The following is a 20,718-nucleotide window of genomic DNA, read 5'->3' as shown; positions in this document are numbered from 1 at the left end:
CACACTCAACCGCGGTGTTCGTCTGCGGATCCCCCGCGGTGCTCGTCGGCGGGTCCCCCGCGGTGTTCGTCTGCGGGTCCCCCGCGGGGCCGGTCCATCGGAGTCCAGTAGCGACGCCACGCATCCTCGTCGAGCCCACCGTGCGGAACACCGTCGGTGTGCGCGGCCTTCTCCGCCGCCCGGATCGATCCGGCGAACGCGAGGATCTCCGATCGGAGCGTCGACTCCGTGTCGCCCGTGCCGGTGATCCGGACGACGCGCAAGGCGTCGGGTACCAGGTCCGCCGGGAAACCCGCCCGCATCGCACGTTCGATCACCTTGTCGGCCAGGGACAGTGCGGGCTGCGCCATCGCGATCCCGTCGAGGCACGACGCCCGTGCCTTCTCCGCCTTCTTCGCGATCTCCCACGCCGCTTCCTGTTCCGCGACGTCGAGCGGACCGGTGTGACCGTTGGTCAGGTGCGGGCTGCGCGCGGCGAGCTTGGCGACGAGGGTCGCCGCCACGTCGTCGACCGTGAACTGCCCGTTCGCCTCGGCGATCCGGGAGTGGAACAGCACCTGCAGCAGCAGGTCGCCGAGTTCCTCGCGGAGCTCGTCCGGATCACCCGACTCGACGGCGTCGAGAACCTCGTAGGTCTCCTCGATCAGATAGCGGCGCAGACTCTCGTGGGTCTGGGTGACCTCCCATCCCCCGAACGACCACAGTCTGTCCATCACGGCCGCCGCCTCGGCGAGAGCGGTGTAGTCGGTCATGCATTCACCGTCGCCGCGCTGTTCAGATCCACCGAGCCCTGCGGCTTGCCGTCGAGGGCGAGCAGGAAGTCGGCGATGTACTGCAGCAGCGCCACGTCGCGCACCCGATCCGATCCGACCCCGCCGGTCCGCGGGATCGGCAGCTGCACGAGACCGCTCGTCGCGCGGTACTGCGCTCCCGGGTACAACCGCTTGAGCCGCATCTGCTTCGAGTCGGGCAGCTCCATCGGTGAGATCCGGATCTGGGTGCCGGTGACCGCGACCTCCTCGAGGCCGTACTCGCGGCACAGCAACCGCAACCGGCCGACGGACACGAGCCGCTGCACCTCCTCGGGCAGCGGACCGTAACGGTCGACGAGTTCGTCGACGACCGTGGCGATCGCGGCGTCGTCGTTCGCGGCGGCGAGCTTGCGGTACGCCTCGAGGCGCAGCCGGTCGGATGCGACATAGTCGGCCGGGATGTGCGCGTCGACGGGAAGGTCGATCCGCACCTCCTTGGGCGCTTCGTCGGTGGTGACCGTCCGGCCGTCGGCCGCGGCCCGGTACGCCTCGACGGCCTCGCCGACGAGCCGCACATACAGGTCGAAGCCCACGCCGGCGACGTGACCGGACTGCTCGGCGCCGAGAACGTTACCGGCGCCACGGATCTCGAGGTCCTTCATGGCCACGGCCATACCCGCGCCGAGATCGGAGTTCTGCGAGATCGTGGCGAGCCGGTCGTAGGCGGTCTCCGTCAGCGGCTTCTCCGCCGGATACAGGAAGTACGCGTAACCGCGCTCACGCGAACGCCCGACACGGCCGCGCAACTGGTGCAGCTGCGACAGGCCGAGCGAATCCGCACGTTCGACGATGAGCGTGTTGGCGTTCGAGATGTCGAGGCCGGTCTCGACGATCGTCGTGCACACCAGCACGTCGAACTCGCGCTGCCAGAACCCCTGCACCGTCTTCTCGAGCGTCTCCTCGTTCATCTGCCCGTGCGCGACCGCGATCCGCGCCTCGGGGACGAGATCGCGGAGTCGCTTGGCGGCCTTGTCGATCGAGCTCACCCGGTTGTGGACGTAGAAGACCTGGCCGTCGCGCAGCAGCTCTCGGCGGATCGCCGCGGCGACCTGCTTGTCGTTGTACGCACCCACATAGGTGAGGATCGGGTGCCGTTCCTCGGGCGGGGTGAGGATGGTCGACATCTCGCGGATCCCGGCCATGCTCATCTCGAGGGTTCGCGGGATCGGTGTGGCCGACATCGTGAGCACGTCGACGTGCGTGCGCAGCGCCTTGATGTGTTCCTTGTGCTCGACGCCGAAACGCTGCTCCTCGTCGACGATCACGAGACCGAGGTCCTTCCAGCGGATCCCGGTTTGGAGCAAGCGGTGGGTACCGACGACGATGTCGACGGTACCGTCGGCCATGCCCTCGGTGACGGCGCGCGACTCGGACGCGTCGGTGAACCGGCTCAGTCCCTTCACCGTGACGGGGAAGGCCGCCATCCGCTCGGTGAAGGTCTGCAGGTGCTGCTGCGCGAGCAGGGTCGTGGGGACGAGCACCGCGACCTGCTTGCCGTCCTGCACGGCCTTGAACGCCGCGCGCACCGCGATCTCGGTCTTGCCGTACCCCACGTCGCCGATCACGACGCGGTCCATCGGCACCGGCTTCTCCATGTCGGTCTTGACCTCGGAGATCACCGTGAGCTGGTCCTGCGTCTCGGTGAAGGGGAAGGCGTCCTCCATCTCCTTCTGCCACGGCGAGTCGGGCGCGAACGCGTGGCCGGGTGATGCCTGCCGCGCCGCGTACAGCCGTACGAGCTCGCCGGCGATCTCGCGAACCGCCTTGCGCGCCTTGCGCTTGGTGTTGGCCCAGTCGGATCCGCCGAGCTTGCTGACGGACGGCAGCTCACCTCCGACGTACCGGGAGAGCTGGTCGAGCTGTTCCATCGGCACGAACAGCTTGTCGCCGGGCTGGCCCCGCTTGCCGGGCGCGTACTCGATGACGAGATATTCGCGGCGGGCACCACCGACCGTGCGCTCGACCATCTCGACGAACTTGCCGATGCCGTGCTGGTCGTGGACGACGAAGTCGCCGGCGTTCAGGGCGAGCGGATCAACCTGGTTGCGGCGCTTGACGGGGGTCTTGCGGCCCTCGGTGACGACGCGGTTGCCGGTGAGGTCGGCCTCGGTGACGATCACCAGTCCCGGCACCACGTTGTCGTCGTTGCCGGGGAGGACGACGCCCTCGTGCAGGCAGCCGCGCATGACGCCGACCTGCCCGCGCACCGGTTCGGTGCCCGGTTCGAGCTTCGCGGCGGGGACCTCGTTCTCCTTCAGCCGCTCGAGGATGCGCTGTCCGGTGCCCGCACCGGCGACGACGATCACCGCACGGCCACCGGCGGTGACGTGGGCACGCAGGTTCACGAACAGCATCGACAGCAGGTCCTCGGAGCCGCGGACCTCGGGGGCCGGCTGCACGTCGAGGACGAGTTCGGTGTCGGCACCGGAGGCGAGCGGGCTGAGCGTCCACCACGGTCTGCCCGCGGCCTGCGCGGCCTCGCGCACCTGACGCAGCGACCGGTAGGCCGACGCGCCGAGATCGAGCTTCCGGCCGTCCACCCCGTTGAGGTTCGAGGTGTCGAGCGGCGCCGCACCACCGATCGAGGCGGCCGTCCACGACGCCTCGAGGAACTCCTGCCCGGTGCGGGCGAGATCGCTCGCACGGGTACGGACCTTCTCCGGGTCGCAGATCAGCACGTGCGCCCCGGCGGGCAGAACGTCGGTGAGCAACTGCAACTCGCCGGGCTGCAGCACCGGCAGCAACGCTTCCATGCCCTCGACGGGGATGCCGCCGGCCATCTTGTCGAGCATCTCGACGAGCGCCGCATCGGCCGGGTTGTCCTCGGCGAGCTGCGCGGCGCGGGCCTTGACCTCGTCGGTGAGCAGCAGTTCGCGGCACGGCGGCGCGACGAGCACCGGCACGTCGACCTCGGAGATCGAACGCTGGTCGGCGACGGAGAAGCAGCGAAGTTCGGTGACCTCGTCGCCCCAGAACTCGACGCGGACCGGATGGTCGGCGGTGGGCGGGAAGACGTCGAGGATGCCGCCGCGCACCGCGAACTCACCGCGCTTGCCGACCATGTCGACGCGGGTGTACGCCAGTTCGACGAGGCGCTCGACGAGTTCCTCGAAGTCGTGTTCGGTGCCGACCCGCAGCGTGACGGGGTCGATCTCGCCGAGTCCGGGCGCCATCGGCTGCACCAGCGACCGCACGGTGGCGACGACGACCCTCAGTTCGGGGCCGAGATCACGATCGTCGGGACGGGCGAGCCGGCGCAGGACGTGCAGACGGCGGCCGACCGTGTCGGCGCTCGGCGACAGGCGCTCGTGCGGCAGGGTCTCCCACGAGGGGAACTGCGTGACGCCCTCGCCGAGCATCTCGGTGAGTTCGGCGGTGAGATCGTCGGCCTCGCGTCCGGTGGCGGTGACCACGAGCAGAGGCGTCTTCTCGGCCAGCGCCGCGGCGACGAACGGCCGCGCGGCGGGTGGGGCGACGATCTCCTGTTCGGCGGAACCGGCGAGCTCGCCGATCCTGCGCAGTCGGTCGTCGGCCAGCGCGATCCGCGCCAATCCGGACAGTGGGACAGCGGCCGGGGGCACAGCAGACAAGGAAGGCGCTCCTGAGTGTGGGACGAGAACCTTGTCGAGTCTATTCCGCTGTTCCCTCGGGCGTCACCGCGCCGGGGCGCGAGGATCGTCACCGCGCCGGGGCGCGAAGGGCGCTACCGCGCCGGGGGCGTGAGGAGGTCGGCACTGTTGGCACCGAGTTCGCGGGCGGCCCACCCCGCCAGCCCGGCGAGCAGTTCGTCGTCGCCCGCCTCGCGCCGGGTGTCGTCGTCGGCGAGCCAGCGGCGGCGCACCATTCTCAGCAGTGCCGCGCGGGTGCGGGCGGGATCGGCGTCGAGGGCGAAGGTGACGAAGGCGTCGGGGGTCCACGCTTCGATGCCCGATCGTTCCAGCGCTCCGGTGAGCTCGGGGTCGGCGGTGACGACGGCGTCGGCGTGGCACAGCAGCGCCACCGACGTCACGTGCGCCTCCCTCGGCCCTGTCACGTGCGGCACCTCGCGGAGCACGGCCGTGGGCCAGACGACCCGGGCGTCGGGGAAGGCTCGGTCGAGTTCGGCGAAGAGGAAGTCGCGGGCGGGACGCAGCAGTTCCTGCGGCAGTCGGCGATCCACCTCCGCGATGATCCCGTCGCTCCAGAAGGGTTGGTAGAGGCCGTCTTCGGCGAGGGCGAGTGCCACATCGCGCAGGCGGGGGCGGGCGAGGACCGTCGCACCGAGCACCACTCGAACCGGCATCGTCACCCTTCGTCGAATCGTCGGAACGGACCGTACCGTGTCGTCAGAACGGGTCGTACAGTCCTTCGCGTCGTGTGAGGTCGGCGAGTCCGTCGAGGACCGTCGTGACCACCTCCGCCTGCTGCTTCGCGAGTTCGAGGACATCGGCGCGCGAGACCCGCCGGTGCAGGCCGTGGAAGTCGGCGGCGAGCGCGCCGGTGTCGACGAGGCGGGCGACGTGTCGGCGTGAGCAGCCGAGGACGTCGGCGGCCTGGGCGATGGTCAGCAACGGCGGCACGACACCGACCGTCACGGCGGTGGCGGGCCCGAACCGGTCGAGCAGACCCGCCAGCGCTGCGGGGGCCTCCTCGGCGGAGAACGGCCCGAAGGTCACGACTGCAGCCGCAGACGGCGCTCCACGAACTGCCGGAAGTATTCGAGCTTGTTCGCCGGCACCAGCGCGGGCAGGATCATCCGCCACATCGCGCCGGTCTGCTCTGCGAGCCGTTCGGTCGCCTTGAGTGCGTTCGCCATGATCCGGGCGCCCATCGCCTGTTCGAGCAGCAGCAGGGAGACCGCGTGGACGTCGACGTCCTCGACGAGGTCGCCCTCGTCGGCGGCCCGGGTCGCGAGTTCCTGCAGGTTGTTCTGCCAGATCTCGTAGGGCCGGTGCTCGGTGCCCTGGTAGTCGCCGATCTCGACCAGCAGCCGGAACATCGCCCGCACCACGGAATCGGTCTCGGACATGTCGACGTGCAGGACCGACAGGTCGATCAGTGTCTCGAGCGCCGGGGAACGGCGGTCCATCTTGGACTCGGCGGCGGCCTCGAAGCGGAGATAGCCGGAGTCGATCACCCCGCGCGCCAGTTCTTCCTTCGAACCGAAGTGGAAGTACAGCGCACCCTTGGTGACGCCGGCCTCCTCGATGATGTCGCCCAGGTTCGCGTCCGCGTACCCGTCGCGCACGAAGATCGTCGCTGCGCCCTGCAGCACCGATTCGCGTGTCACCTCTGCGCGTACTTGTCGTCCCACCACAGCCTGCCTTCTCACGGGTATCCCAACGATAACGCCACTTACCTGAAAGTAGAGAGCAGACGGTCCCGAAAACGAGAGGACTATTCGGAAACCGGGGGTTCCCCGAGCTTCGGGTCCGCTTCCAGACCGATGAGGCCGTTCCAGCACAGGTTCACGAGGTGGGCCGCGACGTCCTCCTTCGACGGGGTGCGGCGGTCGAGCCACCACGTCGCGGTGGTGGCGACCATGCCGACGAGAGCCTGGGCGTAGAGCGGAGCGAATTCGGGGTTGAGGCCCCGCCGGGAGAAGTCGCCGGTCAACAGCTCCCCCACCTGACGCATCGCCTCGTTGAGCAGACTCGAATAGGTGCCTTCCTCGGCGGACATCGGCGAGTCGCGCACGAGGATGCGGAAGCCGTCGGTGCGCTCCTCTATGTAGGTGAGCAGAGCGAGCGCGGCCCGCTCGACGCGGATCCTCGACCGGTTGCGGGTGAGGCTCTCGGTGACCATCGACATCAGCACGGTCATCTCGCGGTCCACGACCACCGCGTAGAGGCCTTCCTTACCGCCGAAGTGCTCGTAGACGACCGGCTTGGAGACCTGCGCCCGCTGGGCTATCTCCTCTATGGAGGTGCCCTCGTAGCCGCGCTCGGCGAACAGGGCGCGACCGATCTCGATGAGCTGTTCCCGACGCTGCGTGCCCGTCATCCGGATCCGCGGAGTGCGCTCGGTTCGCTTCTGCGACGCCTGCGACACAGGTCCTCCTTCGGCGGCGGGACGTACTCGAACGTTCGACAGCCTATCCATTCCCGATCGCGCCACCCCAGGTTCGACGTCGACGCCGTCTCGTGCGAGGATCGGGGGCGCACGTCCGCCGGTTCCGCCGCGGAGGTGTGGCAGTCCGCCGTGGTGTAATCGGCAGCACCTCTGATTTTGGTTCAGATAGTTCAGGTTCGAGTCCTGGCGGCGGAGCGGGAACCGTCCCGGGGAGCCTCAGCGCTTTCCCGGTGCACGCACGGACCGGCGTGCAGAAACGTGTCGAGGGAGCTACATGCAGGTGCAGACCGCGATCGTCGTGCTGGCAGCCGGAGCAGGAACAAGGATGCGGTCGAAGACACCGAAGGTGTTGCACACCCTCGGTGGACGCACGATGCTCGCGCACTCCCTGTACACCGCCGCCGCACTCGAACCCGCCCATCTCGTCACCGTCGTCGGGCACCGCCGCGAGGAGGTCTCCGCCGAGGTGAGCGCCGTCGCCGCGGGTCTCGACCGCGAGATCCGGGTGACCGTCCAGGAGGAACAGCTCGGCACCGGCCACGCCGTGGAGTGCGGCCTCGGTGCCCTCCCCGACGACTTCGACGGCACGGTCGTCGTCACCGCCGGCGACGTCCCGCTGCTCCGCTCCGACACCCTGCAGGAACTGCTCGACGCGCACCTCGACACCGAGCCTGCCGCCGTCACCGTCCTCACCACGACGGTGTCCGAGCCGACCGGCTACGGACGCATCGTGCGCACCACGGACGGCGACGTCGCCGGGATCGTCGAGGAGAAGGACGCCTCGCCGACGCAGCGCGCGATCCAGGAGATCAATACGGGCGTGTACGCCTTCGACGCGGCCGCGCTGCGATCCGCGCTCGGCAAGCTGAGTGCCGACAACTCGCAGGGCGAGCTGTACCTGACCGACGTCGTGAAGATCGCCCGCGACGAGGGCCACACCGTCCGCGGACTCCACACCGACGACGCGGTGCAGGTCTCCGGCGTCAACGACCGCGTCCAGCTCGCCGCACTGACCACCGAACTCAACCGGCGCCTGCTCGAGCACTGGATGCGCGAGGGTGTCACGGTGATCGACCCGGCCTCGACGTGGATCGACGTCGACGTCGTGCTCGGCACCGACGTCACCATCCACCCGGGTGTGCAGTTGCGCGGCCGCACGGTGATCGCCGACGACGCGGAGGTCGGCCCCGACACGACGCTGACCGACGTGCAGGTCGGCGCCGGCGCCACCGTGGTGCGCACCCACGGCTCCGACGCCGTGATCGGCGCGGAGGCCACTGTCGGCCCGTTCACCTACCTGCGCCCCGGCACCGAACTCGGCGCGTGCGGCAAGCTCGGTGCCTTCGTCGAGACGAAGAACGCGCAGATCGGGGCGCATTCGAAGGTCCCCCACCTCACCTATGTCGGCGACGCGGAGATCGGCGAGCACTCCAACATCGGAGCGTCGAGCGTCTTCGTCAACTACGACGGGGTGAAGAAGTACCGCACGGTCGTCGGATCGCACGTCCGGACCGGGTCGGACACCATGTTCGTCGCTCCCCTCACGGTGGGCGACGGCGCCTACACGGGCGCCGGAACAGTACTCCGTCGCGACGTTCCTCCGGGGGCGCTGGCGGTGTCGGGTACGCCACAGCGCAATATTGAAGGGTGGGTCCAGCGAAATCGCGCCGGTACCCCCGCTGCCGAGGCAGCATCGAGAGCACAGCAGCCGCACGACCACGATCGCCAGAAGGACGGCCAGAACCAGTGACCAATTGGATCGACAACCAGAAGAACTTGATGCTCTTCTCCGGCCGGGCCCATCCCGAGCTGGCGGAGCAGGTCGCGAAGGAACTGGGCGTCCCCCTCACCCCGCAGACGGCACGGGACTTCGCGAACGGTGAGACGTTCGTGCGTTTCGAGGAGTCGGTGCGCGGTTCGGATGCCTTCGTGCTGCAGAGCCATCCGTTCCCGCTGAACCAGTGGGTCATGGAGCAGCTCATCATGATCGACGCGCTCAAGCGTGGTTCGGCCAAGCGCATCACCGCGATCCTGCCGTTCTACCCCTACGCCCGTCAGGACAAGAAGCACCGCGGCCGCGAGCCCATCTCCGCCCGCCTGATCGCCGATCTGCTCAAGACCGCCGGCGCCGACCGCATCATCACGGTCGACCTGCACACCGATCAGATCCAGGGCTTCTTCGACGGTCCGGTCGACCACATGCACGCCCAGGGCCAGCTCGCCGAGTACATCCGCGGCAAGTACGGCGTCGAGAACATCGCCGTGGTCTCCCCCGACTCCGGTCGTGTGCGTGTCGCCGAGAAGTGGGCCGACACCCTCGGTGGCGCGCCGCTGGCGTTCATCCACAAGACCCGCGACCCGCTGGTGCCCAACCAGGTCAAGTCGAACCGCGTGGTCGGTGACGTCGACGGTCGCACCTGCATCCTGATCGACGACATGATCGACACCGGCGGCACCATCGCCGGTGCCGTGAAGATCCTGAAGGAGGCCGGCGCGGGCGACGTCATCATCGCCGCCACCCACGGTGTGCTCTCCGACCCGGCCGCCGAGCGCCTCGCTTCGTGCGGCGCCAAGGAGGTCATCGTCACCAACACGCTGCCGATCCCGCCGGAGAAGCAGTTCGACTGCCTCACCGTGCTGTCGATCGCTCCGCTGCTCGCGCAGACGATCCGCGAGGTCTTCGAGAACGGCTCGGTCACCTCGCTGTTCAACGGGGTCGCCTGACCCACCGCTCGACGACGGGGCAGACTTGTCCGGGTGTTCACCGGATTTCCCGTCGCGGCCCTCGACTTCTACGACGATCTCGAGGCCGACAACAGCAAAGCATTCTGGGCCGCGCACAAGGCCGTCTACGACGACTGCGTGCGCGGCCCGATGCTTGCCCTGCTCGCGGAACTCGAGGAGGAGTTCGGGGAGGGCAAGGCATTCCGCCCGTACCGTGACGTGCGGTTCAGCAAGGACAAGCTGCCGTACAAGACCCATCAGGGCGGATTCGTCTCCGTCGCGCAGAGCGTCGGCTACTACGTCGAGATAAACGCCGCCGGGTTGCGGGTCGCCGCCGGCCTGTTCCACGGTTCGTCCGATCAGATCGCCGGTTACCGGGCCGGGGTCGACCACGGCCGTCGCGGCCCCGAGCTCCGGAGGATCGTGCGCAGGCTGGAGCGCGCGGGATACGAGATCGGTGGCGACCGGCTGAAGTCCCGGCCGCGGGGCGTGGACGCCGATCATCCCCGCATCGAACTCATGCGTCACCGGTCCCTGTGGGCCGGCCGGACGGAGATCTCCCCGCCGTGGATCGACAGTCCGCGCACCCTCGAGGAGGTGCGTTCGGCGTGGCGTGAGTTCCGGCCGTTGGTGCGCTGGCTCACCGCTGCCACCGCAACGTGATGCGGCAGACCGGGTGGTATGGAAATGCTGTGTGGCGCAATGGTTTGAAGGACGCGCCGGGACGGGGATGATCTTCGTCACGCCGCACGAATCGTCGCAGGTCGTACGAGACCCCCCTCCCCTGCGTAACTCGGCTTTCACCTAAAGTGGCACCTCGTGACCGACGCGCAAACTCTCGAAGCCCCTATGGAAAACGCGACAATCCGAACGGTCCGACGATGGTCGCCGGGTGCGTGCGTCTGGTGTGGTGACACCGACTCGGTCGAGGTCTTCCGCAACGAACCTCGCTGTGCCACATGCCGTAAGCACGAAGCCGTCATCGACGAGGCCCGCAAGTTCATGGGCATGTACGGCCTGCGGCCCATCGGCGGCACCCTGCAGTCCGACGACGAGGAGGAGTACGAGCACCGCCTCGCCGCTCGCGAGGCGCGCCGCGCCCTCAACGACATCCGCCTCGCCGAGCAGCCCGACCCGGCACTCGTGCGCAAGGCACTGCGTCCCCGCGCCGCCGCGATCACGGAGGGCCACACCGGTTCCTCCGCGCAGACGTCGACGCGTCCGGCCTCCGCGGCCCGGAGCTCGTCCTCTTCGTCCAAGCCGGCGAAGTCCGCGGCTCCGGTCCGGACGGGTGCCGTGGACGTCGAGGAGATCCAGACCCGGGCCCTCGCGTTGCTCGATCAGCTCTCCGCGATCGACGCGCAGCTCGCGCTCGTCGCCGAGCAGAGCGGCCTCGCTGCTCGCGCCCGCCGCAGCGATCTGGAGAAGCAGAAGGCCACGATCCTGCGCACCCTCGCCGCACTCGAGAAGGCACGTCTGAGCGCATCCGGCAGCTAGTCGCCGGCTCACACCACCGCAGCCCCGTCCCGCTCCGTCGAGTCCGCTCGACGGTCCGGTGCGGGGCTGCGGTCGTTACCGCACGTCACAGTAGGTGTCGTTACCCCACCTCACGACAACGGACCGGGTAGTCTGTGATCGACCAAGGGCCGTCGGGGGGCACTGCTCGGGCATTCTCGCCTGCGCGGATCCGGCCGAAGCCTGTCCGAAGGAGTGCGCGTGAGTGTTTCCGACTCCCCTCGCGTCGGTGCACCCGCGTGGCGTTCCTTGTCCTCGGCTCTGGCGCGACCCCGACTGTTCGCGTGTCTCGACCGGTGCTCCACGCTGACGGTGATCGACGCTCCCCCGGGCTTCGGCAAGCGGACACTCGTCGCGGGATGGCTCCATCGGGGCGGCGCACCCGACCACACGATCGTCTGGGTTCCCGAACTCTCCGCGTCCGGCGACGGCGACCTGCCCGAGCATGTGCTCGCGGTCCTCGCCGATCACCCGGCCGTCGAGGTCGCCGGCGACGGTCCCGACGATTCCCCGTTCGAGCGCGTGGTCCGTACCTTCCGCGATCTGGGGTCGCCCTGCCTGCTCGTGCTCGCCTGTGTGTCGCCGCAGAACTCGGCCGACGTACTCGAAGCAACCCTTCGGCTGCTCGACCGGTGCCCCCGGCTCGATGCGATCGTCTGCCTGCCGGGAAACAGCACCGACATGACCGAGGTCGTCCTCCGCGGGATCGACTCCACGTACGTCCCGGCCGCCGATCTCGCGTTCACCGTCGAGGAGACGACGACACTGCTGCGCGACGCCGGACCGGAGCGCTCCGACAGCGAGTGCGAGGCCGTGTGCCGTGCGCTCGGTGGTGTGCCGACCCTCGTCTCTGCGGCCACGGCCGTCGCCCGGAGCCGGCCCCAGCGTCTGATCGACTCCCGGGGACTGCCGACTCCCGCATCGGCCCGCCTCGTGCGGACGTATGTGGAGAACCGGCTCGACGAACTCGACGACGCGCACCGCGAGTTCGCGTTCTCCGTCGCTGCGGCCCACAGCGTCACCGCCGAGCGGGCGGCCGAACTGACGGGCGCGGCGGACCCCGAGGCCGCACTCGCGACGCTCGCCGCGGCCGGCCTCGTGATCGATTCGCCCTTCCAGGATCCCCGGACCTGGCGGTGGCCCGACGCCGTCCGCTCCTGCGTGCTCGACATCTCCCGCCGGGAACATCCCGGACGTGTCGACGCCCTGCTCGTCGAACTCGCCCAGGCCCACCGCGACGCCGGCAGGCCCGCCGAGGCGTCGATCTATGCTGTCGAGGCCGGCGACTGGGAGACCGCCGTGGCAATCGTCGAGGAATCCTGGGCGCGCATGGTCGACAGCTCCTTCGATGTTCTCGTCAAGGTCCTCCGGCAGATCCCCGACCAGGAGCTCGGCGACCATCCGTCGGTCCAGGCCGGTCGCGCGCTGTTCACACAGATGCTCGACGAACATTCGATCCTGCACGCCTCCCTGCCCGCGGATCCCGACGAACTCACCGAGCTCGGGAAGACACCCGGCGCCGCGCAGGCCGTCTACGTCGCGACGGTGCAGACCCTGACCCTGCGGGTCTCGGGCGAATTCGGTGAGGCCGCGCGGTTGACGCTGCTGTTGCGTCCGCTCGTCCATTCGATCCTCGAACACCGGCCCGACGATCTCGGTCCGCAGCTGCCGCTGCTGCGCGTCCAGTGGGCGATCACGCTCCAGCTCGCCGGACATCTGACCGAGTCCACCACCGTCTTCCGCCGCGCCTACCGCGGTGCGTACGCCGCGAACATCGCCTTCGTCATCCAGAACGCCGCGGGCAGCTCGGCGCTGAACTGGGCGGTGACGGGCGACAATCCGCGCGCCCGGGAATGGCTGCGCATCGAGAGCAACGCCGAGCCCACCGAGGGTCGCTGGGGCGAGATGGTCAAGGTGGGTGGCCGCGTGGCGTCCGCGCTCGTCCACCTCGACTCGCTCGAGCTCGACCGTGCCGTCGGATATCTCGACGAGCTCGGTGTCCCGCGGGTCTCGGAGGAACTCTGGGGATTCGTCGCCTACTGCCGGGCCTACTACAACCTGGCGGCGGGCAACGCCTACGACGGACTCACCGAACTGCACCGGCTCATCGCCTCGCACCACGATCTGTTCGACCGCGGCGCGTTCTCGCGCATCCTGCTCGGGGCTGCCGAGATCGACCTGCAGCTGGCGCTCGGCAACGGCAACCTCGCGCGCGCCCTCGCCGAGGAGTCGCCACAGAACCATCCGATGCTCGTGGTGACGAACGCGCGTGTCGAACTGTTCACCGGTCATCCGGAGGTCGCGCTCAAGAAGCTCAAGCGTGTTCCGTGGACGGAGTGCGGCTTCCCGCGCGCACATGTCGAGGCGTTGCTCGTCGAGGCGAGCGCCCACCTCGATCTCGACGAGAAGGACGCCGCGGTCCGCAGCTGGCAGCGGGCCTGCACGCTCGCCGAGGCCCTCGGCAACCGCCGCGCCTTCACCACTCTGGCCGAGGGTGTCGCCGGGCGTCTCGCGGAGCTCGGCGGTCTCACCGTCCCGGACGAGGCGATCGGGTCCGTCTTCACCGAACCGGTCACCCATGTCGAACTGTCCCGGCGGGAGACGAACGTGCTGGAGTTGCTGGCGCTGGGATCGACGCACGCCGACATCGCGAAGAAGTTGTTCGTCTCGCACAACACGATCAAGACCCAGTTGCGCAGCATCTACCGCAAGCTCGGCGTGCACACGCGGGTGGAAGCGATCGGCCGGGCGCGCGATCTCAGGCTGCTGCCGGTCCGCCGGTCGCTGTAGCCGAACGCGCACGCATCCGGGCGGCGAGCCGAAGATCGAGCGCCCACACGACGCCCGCGAGCGCCGCCAATCCGACACCGAGCACACACACCGCGGTCCACCCGCCGGCGCTCCACGCCATCGTGCCGAGCGCCGAACCGGAAGCCGCACCGATGAAGTAGCCCGTCATGTAGACGGAATTGACGCGCGAGCGGGCCTCGGGGTCGAGGGCGTACACGATGTTCTGGTTGGTGATGTGCACGAGGTTGAGCGCGAGGTCGACGACGAGCATCCCGACGACGAACCACACCAGCGAGCTCGCACCCGCCGCGAGCGCCGCCCACGACGCGATCAGCGTGAACACTCCCACCGCCGTCGTCGGCGGTCCGTAGCCGCGGTCGACGAGCCGGCCCGCCGCGGTCGCGGCGAACGCACCGGCCACCCCGGCCAGCCCCACGAGACCGATCTGCAGGTCGTCGAGGCCGAAGGGCGGGTCGGACAGCAGGAACGCCATCGTCGAGAACAGCGCGCCCACCGACGCGAAACCCAGCCCGCCGAGCAGCGTCCGGGTGCGCAGGCGAGGATGCGTGACGATCAACGTCCCGAGGGATCGCAGCGTGCTGCCGTAACCCTGACGGACCACCGGTGGCGTCGCCGGCAGCACCCGCCACAACGCGAGCGCCACGATCACCATCGCGACCGCGCTCACCCGGTAGACCGTCGTCCAGCTGTCGCCGAGTTCGGCGAGGATGCCCGCGACGCTCCGGGCCACGAGGATCCCGACGAGCAGCCCGCTCATCACGGTGCCGACCGCGCGACCCCTCGATTCCGGCGTCGCGAGGGTCGCCGCGAACGGCACCAGCACCTGCGCGGCCACCGAGAACAGACCGGCGACAGCGGTGCCCACCACGAGCACCCCGATGTTCGGCGCGAATCCGCTCAGCCCCTGCCCCGCCGCCGCGGCCAGCATGAGCATCACCGCCAGCCGCCGCTGCGGGAACATGTCGCCGAGCGGCACGAGGAACAGCAGGCCGAGAGCGTAGGCGACCTGCGCGACCGTCACGGTGGAGGCGGCGGCCGATCGGGAGGTGTCCAGTGCTTCGGCGATGGAGTCGAGCAGCGGCTGGTTGAAGTAGTTGCCACCCACGCACAGACCCGTCGCCACGGCCATGAGCAACAGGACCGGGGTCGTCAGGACGGGACGGGAGGACGCCATGTCCTCCAGCGTCCCGTGTGGGCGCGGCGGAAGTCGAATCGGCTCGTCGGCCGCCTTTCGAGGACTACTCCCGGGAGGCGGCGAGCAGGACGAACCGTCCGTCCGGATCCACCCATTCGTGCCGGACGACGAATCCCGCATCGGCGAGTTCCTGCGAGATACCGACGAGACGGAACTTCGCGGAGATCTCGGTCCGGATCTGCTCACCCTCCGCGAAGGAGATCTGCAGATCGAGGCCCGGGATCGTCACGTCCATCGCCTCGGTCGCCTCGAGGCGCATCTCGATCCACTCGTTCTCCGGGTCCCAGACGGCGCGGTGTACGAACCGGGCGGGATCGAAGTCGGCGCCGAGCCGGGCGTTGAGCACCCGCAGGACGTTCCGGTCGAACTCCGCCGTCACGCCGGCCGCGTCGTCGTAGGCGGCGATCAGGGTGTCGCGGTCGATGACGAGCCCCGCCCCGAGCAGCAGCCACTCGCCGGGGTGGAGGATCGCGGCGGTCCCGGCGAGGAACTGTGCGCGTTCGCTCGGGACGAGGTTGCCGATCGTGCCGCCGAGGAACGCGATCGCGCGCTTCCCGCCGGCAGGGAGATGCGCGAGCGAATCGGTGAAGTCGCCGACCACCCCGTGCACCGTCAGGTTCGGATACTCCGCCGCCAAGCGGGCGACGGCCGACCGCAACGCCGGTTCGGAGACGTCCTGCGGTACGTAGGTGTGGAGATACGGCTCGAGGGCGTCGAGCAGCACGTGCGTCTTCTCGGACGACCCGGAGCCGAGTTCGACGAGCATCTCGGGGCGGGCGGCGTCGGCGAAGTCGGCGGCGTGCTGTCGCAGCAGTGCGAATTCGGTGCGCGTCGGATAGTACTCGGGCAGTCGCGTGATCTCGTCGAACAGTTCGCTGCCCCGCGCGTCGTACAGCCAGGTCGGCAACAGGTACTTGGGATCGGACGTGAGTCCGCGCCGTGCGTCCTCGCGCAGTTTGGCGTCGAGGTCCTCGGGGCGCAGGTGCACGTCGACGATCACGGTGAGCCGACCTCCAGTGGTGAGACGATGAGTTTGCCCGGCATCGCGGCGACGAGATGCCGGTCGGGTACGGGTTTCCAGCGGCTGTCGTCGTCGAACGGTTCGGATGCCACGATCGCGACCTGCTCGTCGACGAACGTCCACAGCGAGTGGTACCAGGCGGTCGCCCAGATCCCGGACTCGTTGCACAGCAACATGTTCAGCCGCGAGTCCGGTGCGAGTTCGAGCACGTCGTGGACGAGTGAGATCAGCGCCGGTTCGGGGTCGGCCGAGCGCAGCCGCGACTGCAGCAGGAGCCACAGCGTGGCGGCGTCGGTCGGCGATTCGAGCCGCAGCAGTTCGGCGACGGGCAGTGCGGCGGCGAGGGTGACGAGTGATCCCGGCCAGCCCCGGACGACACCGTTGAGACTGAACGCCCACCGGTCGTCGGAGAAGGGCGCGGCTGCCGACCGTTCGACGGGCATCCCCTCGGTGGCCGAGCGGGTCGCGGCGACGACGGTGCGCGACCGTATCGACGTCAGACCCTCACCGAGGAAGGGATCGGACCAGATCGGCAACGCCGACCGGTAACGCCCGAAGGTGCCCTCGGCACTCCACCATCCGACACCGAAACCGTCGGCGTTGATCGTGCCTCCCCCACGCATGTCGGTGGGCGACCACGACTGGCGGAGCAGCGAATTGGTTCCGGTGGACAGCAGTGCGGCGACGTTCGTCTCCGGCCCGATGTACGCCAGGTGTCTACACATCGCCCGTCCCGTATGCGACGCGGAACCCGGCGAAGATCTGACGACGGACGGGCAGGTCCCAGTTGCGGAAGGTTCCGCGGCACGCGACCTCGTCGGTCCCGAACGATCCTCCGCGCAGCACCCGGTGTCCGTCGCCGAAGAAGACCTCCGAGTACTCGCGGTAGGGGAACGCACGGAAGCCCGGATAGCCGGTGAACGGCGTGGACGTCCACTCCCACACGTCGCCGATCAGCTGATGCACCCCGAGCGGCGACGCCCCCTCCGGATACGCGCCGACCACGGCGGGACCGAGATGACGCTGACCGAGATTGGCGTGTCCGGGACCGGGATCCTCGTCGCCCCAGGGGAATCGGCGGCTGCGTCCGGTGGCCGGATCCCAGCGCGCCGCCTTCTCCCATTCGGCCTCGGTCGGAAGACGCCCACCGACCCAGCGGGCGAACGCCTCGGCCTCGTGGAAGCACACGTGCACGACCGGCTCGTCCGGGTTCAGCGGCGCGGTACGACCGAAGGCCGTTCGGCTCCATCCGGTTTCGTCGCGACTCCAGAACTGCGGGGCCTCGAGACCGGCGTCGAGGCGGTGCTGCCGGCCCACCTCGCTCCACAGTTCGGGCCGCTCGTAGCCACCGTCCTCGATGAACTCGAGGTACCGACGGTTGGTGACGGGCACGGCGTCGAGTTCGAACTCCGGCACCTCCACGACATGCGCCGGGCGTTCGTTGTCGAGGGCCCACGGATCGGTGGACGTCCCCATCTCGAATGCGCCGGCGGGGATCCGGACGCGTTCGGTGTCGCGGACGGTTCCGGTGCGCGGCGCTTCCGGCGCGTCGAGCAGCGGCGGACCCTGTCGCAGTTGGTGTGTCGCGAGCATCGTCTCGTCGTGCTGCTGTTCGTGCTGCGCGACCATCGCGAAGACGAAACCCTCGCGGGTCAGCTCGTCGTCGAATGCACTGTGCTCGAGCACGTCCCAGGTGAGATCACGGACGGCACGCGCGTAGCCGCGGGCGGCCTCGGGGTCGAGCAGCGGCAGCCCCGTGCGGGTCGCGCGGGGATGCCGGAACGCGTCGTAGAGATCGTCGATGTCGCCGCGGACCGCAGGGCGCCTGCCCGCGACCCGCACGAGCCAGCGCTCCTCCTGGTTGGCGATGTGCGCGAGATCCCACACCAGCGGGCTCATCAGCGGCGAATGTTGTGCGGTGAGATCCTGTTCCGGCACGGAGGTGAGCACCTCGGTGCGGGCACGCGCCCGCTCGAGGTGACGCCTGAGCGCAACACGAGCAGGTGTCACCGCACCTCCTCACCCGGCGCCAATCCGCGCAGGCACCGTGCTGCGGCCGCGTCGAGCGCCGCGGTGAACCGCATGTCGCGGGAGGACTCCGCCGCGAGCGAGAGCAGACCTGCTGCGGCAGCACGTAATTCGAGTGAGACGAGGCCGACGCGGGCCGCCTCGGCCCACTGGTCGCGCACCGGCGCGGCGATCGCGCACGCCTCCGCGGAGACCTCGGGCGCCGACAGCAACGCCTCGAGAGCCGCGACGGGCACCTGCCACGACTCGGCCGGCTGCGCGTCGAGATAGCGCACCTCGAGATGCCCGCACGGACGAACGGGCGGGAACAGCGTCGTCATGTGGTAGTCGAGGTCGTCGACGGTGGGTCGGCGGCGGATGTCGGCGTCGAGCTCGCCCGCGAGCCACGCCGCGAAGGTGGCGCCGGGCGGTGCGTACCATTCGGGCATTTCCGAACGCACGCAGGTCAGCGGTGCGTCGAGCACCCATGCGGGGTAGTCGGCGGGATGGTCGACGTGGCCGAGGGCGGGATCGAGTTCGAGCCACGTGCGCATCCGCTGCGATGCCCAGTCGCCCTCCGGAGCACCTCGCAGCCGGGGCGAGCACGCGAAGGCCGCGATCATCGCCGGGCCGATGGCGTGGAGCAACTCCCAGCGCTGCACGATCTCCCGCTCGTCGCGTCCCGCGTCGACGGAAACCTGAACGGACGCAGTGCTGTTCATCATCAACCGGCCCATCGGGCCGATCCGGTCGTAGCGGAGTTCCATCGCCCCGTAGCGCGGGGTGCGCAGCAGACGGTGGGGAGGCCGCACCTCATCAGCGGCGCGGTCGAGCATGATCACCGACCGGCGGGCCAGCAACGCACGGAGCATGCGGAGGTCGGCCGTGAGCCGATCGCACACCTGCCGTGCCGAGATGCACGGCACGCTCGACAGTTCGACCTGACCACCCGGCTCGACGCTGACCGCGCTGCCCGACGGCAGCGGACGGGCGGACGACGACGGGGCCACCGCGCGCGGCGCGTGCGGCCCGAGGGCCTCGACGAGCGTCGTGAGTTCGGGACGCGATTCGGTGCCGTCGGCCCGCGCGGTGAGCCATTCGAGTTCGACCCCGATCAACCTGGGGATTCCCAGCCGGAACGCCCTGCTGCGGACGTGGTCCTCCGCTGCTGCTCGGGAGCCGATTTCCTTACGGGCACGGAAGGCTGCGGCATCGACTGCCATTGCCATTCGTCCACCCCCTCGGCCGGTGCGCCAGGTCTGCGGTCGAGACTAACCCGGTCGGGGACACGACGCGCGGATAACGCACCGGTGCGTGCGCGAACCCACTCCACCGGGCAGGCTCGACCCCGACGATACGGACGACCGAGGAGGTGAGGGGTCCGTGCTGGACCTTCAGGCGGCCCGACGCGACACACCGGGATGCTTCGACCGGGTCTTCCTCGACAGCGCCGGCTCGTCGCTGCCGCCGACGCCGGTGCTCGAGACGATGCTCGCGCACCTGCGCCGAGAGGCCGAGGTCGGCGGGTACGTGGCGGCCGACGAGCGGCTCGACGACCTGACGGCCGTGAAGACCTCGCTCGGTCGCCTGTTCGACGTGCCGGAGACCTCCGTCGCACTGTCCGACGGGGCCTCGCGGGCATGGACGTCCTTCTTCTACGCCGTGCCGCTGCGACCCGGCGACCGCATCCTGATCTCGCAGGCCGAATACGCCGCGAACGCGATCGCCGCGCTGCAGCGCGCGCGGGCGACCGGCGCCACCGTCGAGGTCGTTCCGTCCGATCCGTCCGGTCGCATCGACGTCGAGGCACTCGAGGGGATGCTCGACGAACGGGTGCGGCTCGTGTCCGTCGTGCACGCCCCCACCAACGGCGGGCTGGTCAACCCCGTCCGGGAGATCGCCGACGCCGCGCACGCGGTCGGGGCGCTCGTGCTGCTCGACGCGTGCCAGTCGGTGGGGCAGCTGCCGGTGAGCGTGCCCGAACTCGACGTCGACGCGCTGTCGGGCACCGGGCGCAAGTGGCTCCGCGGTCCGCGCGGCACCGGGTTCCTCTACGTGCGCCCACGACTGGTGACCGAACTCGAACCGGCCGTGCTCGACCTGCACAGTGCCTCGTGGACCTCGGCCGACAGCTACGAACTCGCCCCGGACGCCACCCGCTTCGAGATGTGGGAGGCCGGGGTGGCGGCCAGGCTCGGGCTCGGCGCTGCCGTGGACTACCTCCTCGACCTGGGTGTCGACGCCGTGTCCGAGGCGGTGGCCTACCGGGCCGGGCACGTGCGCGACGGGCTCGCCGGCATCGACGGCGTGACCGTCACCGATCTCGGCGAGCAGCGCAGCGGCATCGTCTCGTTCACCGTGGACGGCCGCGACCCGCAGGAGGTCCGCGACGCCCTGGCCGAGCGGTCGGTGACGGTCACGGTCAGCAACCGCAGCTCGACGTTGCTGGACATGACCTCGCGCGACCTGCAGTCGGTGGTGCGGGCGTCGCCCCACTACTTCGTCTCCCCCGCCGACGTCGACAGGTTCCTCGCCTCGGTGCACGACATCGCCCGCTCGTGAAGCTCGCGCGGGCCGACGAC

17 protein-coding genes and 1 tRNA gene are annotated in these 20,718 nt (G+C 69.7%); 7 read left to right on the top strand and 11 right to left on the bottom strand.

Annotation, left to right across the window (positions count from 1 at the left end):
• Nucleotides 1-5: 5 nt before the first annotated feature.
• The 6 genes from U9J23_RS05550 to U9J23_RS05525 all read right to left on the bottom strand — a co-directional run bounded on the left by U9J23_RS05550 (nucleotide 6) and on the right by U9J23_RS05525 (nucleotide 6,794).
• Entirely contained in the window at nucleotides 6-752 is a 747-nt protein-coding gene (locus tag U9J23_RS05550) for a MazG family protein (RefSeq protein WP_059381620.1), read from the bottom strand.
• On the bottom strand, nucleotides 749-4,402 hold the full coding sequence (gene mfd / locus U9J23_RS05545; RefSeq protein WP_186455389.1) for a transcription-repair coupling factor: 3,654 nt from the start codon (nucleotides 4,400-4,402) through the stop codon (nucleotides 749-751). Before mfd ends, U9J23_RS05550 begins: the two co-directional genes overlap by 4 nt.
• A gap of 113 nt (nucleotides 4,403-4,515) precedes the next feature.
• Nucleotides 4,516-5,094 carry a PIN domain-containing protein gene (locus tag U9J23_RS05540; protein ID WP_085469013.1) on the bottom strand — a complete coding sequence of 193 codons (579 nt, stop codon included), beginning with the start codon at nucleotides 5,092-5,094 and terminating at the stop codon, nucleotides 4,516-4,518.
• 43 nt (nucleotides 5,095-5,137) lie between these two features.
• Entirely contained in the window at nucleotides 5,138-5,467 is a 330-nt protein-coding gene (locus U9J23_RS05535; RefSeq protein WP_059381623.1) for a helix-turn-helix domain-containing protein, read from the bottom strand.
• Entirely contained in the window at nucleotides 5,464-6,105 is a 642-nt protein-coding gene (locus U9J23_RS05530; protein ID WP_059381624.1) for a ScbR family autoregulator-binding transcription factor, read from the bottom strand. The genes U9J23_RS05535 and U9J23_RS05530 overlap by 4 nt, the downstream gene beginning before the upstream one ends.
• Before the next feature lie 83 nt (nucleotides 6,106-6,188).
• A complete protein-coding gene (locus U9J23_RS05525; RefSeq protein WP_172415033.1) occupies nucleotides 6,189-6,794 on the bottom strand; it encodes a TetR/AcrR family transcriptional regulator in 606 nt (201 codons plus the stop codon).
• A gap of 192 nt (nucleotides 6,795-6,986) precedes the next feature.
• On the opposite strand from U9J23_RS05525, the gene U9J23_RS05520 reads away from it, so the two are divergent.
• The 6 genes from U9J23_RS05520 to U9J23_RS05495 all read left to right on the top strand — a co-directional run bounded on the left by U9J23_RS05520 (nucleotide 6,987) and on the right by U9J23_RS05495 (nucleotide 13,892).
• Nucleotides 6,987-7,058: transfer RNA gene (locus tag U9J23_RS05520), tRNA-Gln, on the top strand.
• A 79-nt stretch (nucleotides 7,059-7,137) separates the two neighbouring features.
• Nucleotides 7,138-8,613, top strand: coding sequence for a bifunctional UDP-N-acetylglucosamine diphosphorylase/glucosamine-1-phosphate N-acetyltransferase GlmU (glmU, locus tag U9J23_RS05515; RefSeq protein ID WP_059381625.1), 1,476 nt, complete (start codon nucleotides 7,138-7,140; stop codon nucleotides 8,611-8,613).
• On the top strand, nucleotides 8,610-9,587 hold the full coding sequence (locus tag U9J23_RS05510; RefSeq protein WP_016691467.1) for a ribose-phosphate diphosphokinase: 978 nt from the start codon (nucleotides 8,610-8,612) through the stop codon (nucleotides 9,585-9,587). Before glmU ends, U9J23_RS05510 begins: the two co-directional genes overlap by 4 nt.
• Nucleotides 9,588-9,620: 33 nt before the next feature.
• On the top strand, nucleotides 9,621-10,250 hold the full coding sequence (locus tag U9J23_RS05505; RefSeq protein WP_059381626.1) for a DUF2461 domain-containing protein: 630 nt from the start codon (nucleotides 9,621-9,623) through the stop codon (nucleotides 10,248-10,250).
• A 156-nt stretch (nucleotides 10,251-10,406) separates the two neighbouring features.
• Nucleotides 10,407-11,084, top strand: a complete 678-nt coding sequence (locus U9J23_RS05500) for a hypothetical protein (RefSeq protein ID WP_059381627.1) — start codon at nucleotides 10,407-10,409, stop codon at nucleotides 11,082-11,084.
• Between the two features lie 219 nt (nucleotides 11,085-11,303).
• A complete protein-coding gene (locus U9J23_RS05495) occupies nucleotides 11,304-13,892 on the top strand; it encodes a helix-turn-helix transcriptional regulator (protein ID WP_283480198.1) in 2,589 nt (862 codons plus the stop codon).
• Here the strand turns inward: U9J23_RS05495 and U9J23_RS05490 are convergent.
• The 5 genes from U9J23_RS05490 to egtA form a co-directional block, all read right to left on the bottom strand.
• Complete coding sequence (locus U9J23_RS05490) at nucleotides 13,861-15,087, bottom strand: MFS transporter (RefSeq protein WP_085468949.1); 1,227 nt, start codon at nucleotides 15,085-15,087, stop codon at nucleotides 13,861-13,863. The genes U9J23_RS05495 and U9J23_RS05490 overlap by 32 nt on opposite strands.
• A gap of 64 nt (nucleotides 15,088-15,151) precedes the next feature.
• Nucleotides 15,152-16,108, bottom strand: coding sequence for an L-histidine N(alpha)-methyltransferase (gene egtD / locus U9J23_RS05485; protein ID WP_059381629.1), 957 nt, complete (start codon nucleotides 16,106-16,108; stop codon nucleotides 15,152-15,154).
• The gene (egtC, locus tag U9J23_RS05480; RefSeq protein ID WP_059381630.1) at nucleotides 16,105-16,854 is read right to left on the bottom strand and encodes an ergothioneine biosynthesis protein EgtC; all 750 of its coding nucleotides are present in this window, start codon (nucleotides 16,852-16,854) and stop codon (nucleotides 16,105-16,107) included. Before egtC ends, egtD begins: the two co-directional genes overlap by 4 nt.
• Nucleotides 16,847-18,139 (bottom strand): ergothioneine biosynthesis protein EgtB, encoded by a 1,293-nt coding sequence (gene egtB / locus U9J23_RS05475; protein WP_059381631.1) that lies wholly within the window; start codon nucleotides 18,137-18,139, stop codon nucleotides 16,847-16,849. The genes egtC and egtB overlap by 8 nt, the downstream gene beginning before the upstream one ends.
• Nucleotides 18,136-19,365: an ergothioneine biosynthesis glutamate--cysteine ligase EgtA gene (egtA, locus tag U9J23_RS05470; RefSeq protein ID WP_326601769.1), complete on the bottom strand. Its 1,230-nt coding sequence runs from the start codon at nucleotides 19,363-19,365 to the stop codon at nucleotides 18,136-18,138. The genes egtB and egtA overlap by 4 nt, the downstream gene beginning before the upstream one ends.
• A gap of 154 nt (nucleotides 19,366-19,519) precedes the next feature.
• Between egtA and U9J23_RS05465 the strand changes: the two genes are divergently transcribed.
• The gene (locus U9J23_RS05465) at nucleotides 19,520-20,698 is read left to right on the top strand and encodes an aminotransferase class V-fold PLP-dependent enzyme (protein WP_145708430.1); all 1,179 of its coding nucleotides are present in this window, start codon (nucleotides 19,520-19,522) and stop codon (nucleotides 20,696-20,698) included.
• Nucleotides 20,699-20,718: the final 20 nt, after the last annotated feature.

This window comes from Rhodococcus sp. PD04 (genome assembly GCF_035918275.1).
GTDB lineage: Bacteria > Actinomycetota > Actinomycetes > Mycobacteriales > Mycobacteriaceae > Rhodococcus > Rhodococcus rhodochrous.
The sequence above is the reverse complement of the archived record's forward strand: the minus strand, read 5'-3'. Positions and strand labels throughout refer to the sequence as shown.

Coding starts and splice junctions, on each gene's coding strand:
- U9J23_RS05550 (WP_059381620.1), bottom strand. CDS start 752: ATGACCGACTACACCGCTCTCGCCGAGGCGGCGGCCGTGATGGACAGA.
- U9J23_RS05540 (WP_085469013.1), bottom strand. CDS start 5,094: ATGCCGGTTCGAGTGGTGCTCGGTGCGACGGTCCTCGCCCGCCCCCGC.
- U9J23_RS05525 (WP_172415033.1), bottom strand. CDS start 6,794: ATGACGGGCACGCAGCGTCGGGAACAGCTCATCGAGATCGGTCGCGCC.
- glmU (WP_059381625.1), top strand. CDS start 7,138: ATGCAGGTGCAGACCGCGATCGTCGTGCTGGCAGCCGGAGCAGGAACA.
- U9J23_RS05490 (WP_085468949.1), bottom strand. CDS start 15,087: ATGGCGTCCTCCCGTCCCGTCCTGACGACCCCGGTCCTGTTGCTCATG.
- egtC (WP_059381630.1), bottom strand. CDS start 16,854: ATGTGTAGACACCTGGCGTACATCGGGCCGGAGACGAACGTCGCCGCA.
- egtA (WP_326601769.1), bottom strand. CDS start 19,365: ATGGCAATGGCAGTCGATGCCGCAGCCTTCCGTGCCCGTAAGGAAATC.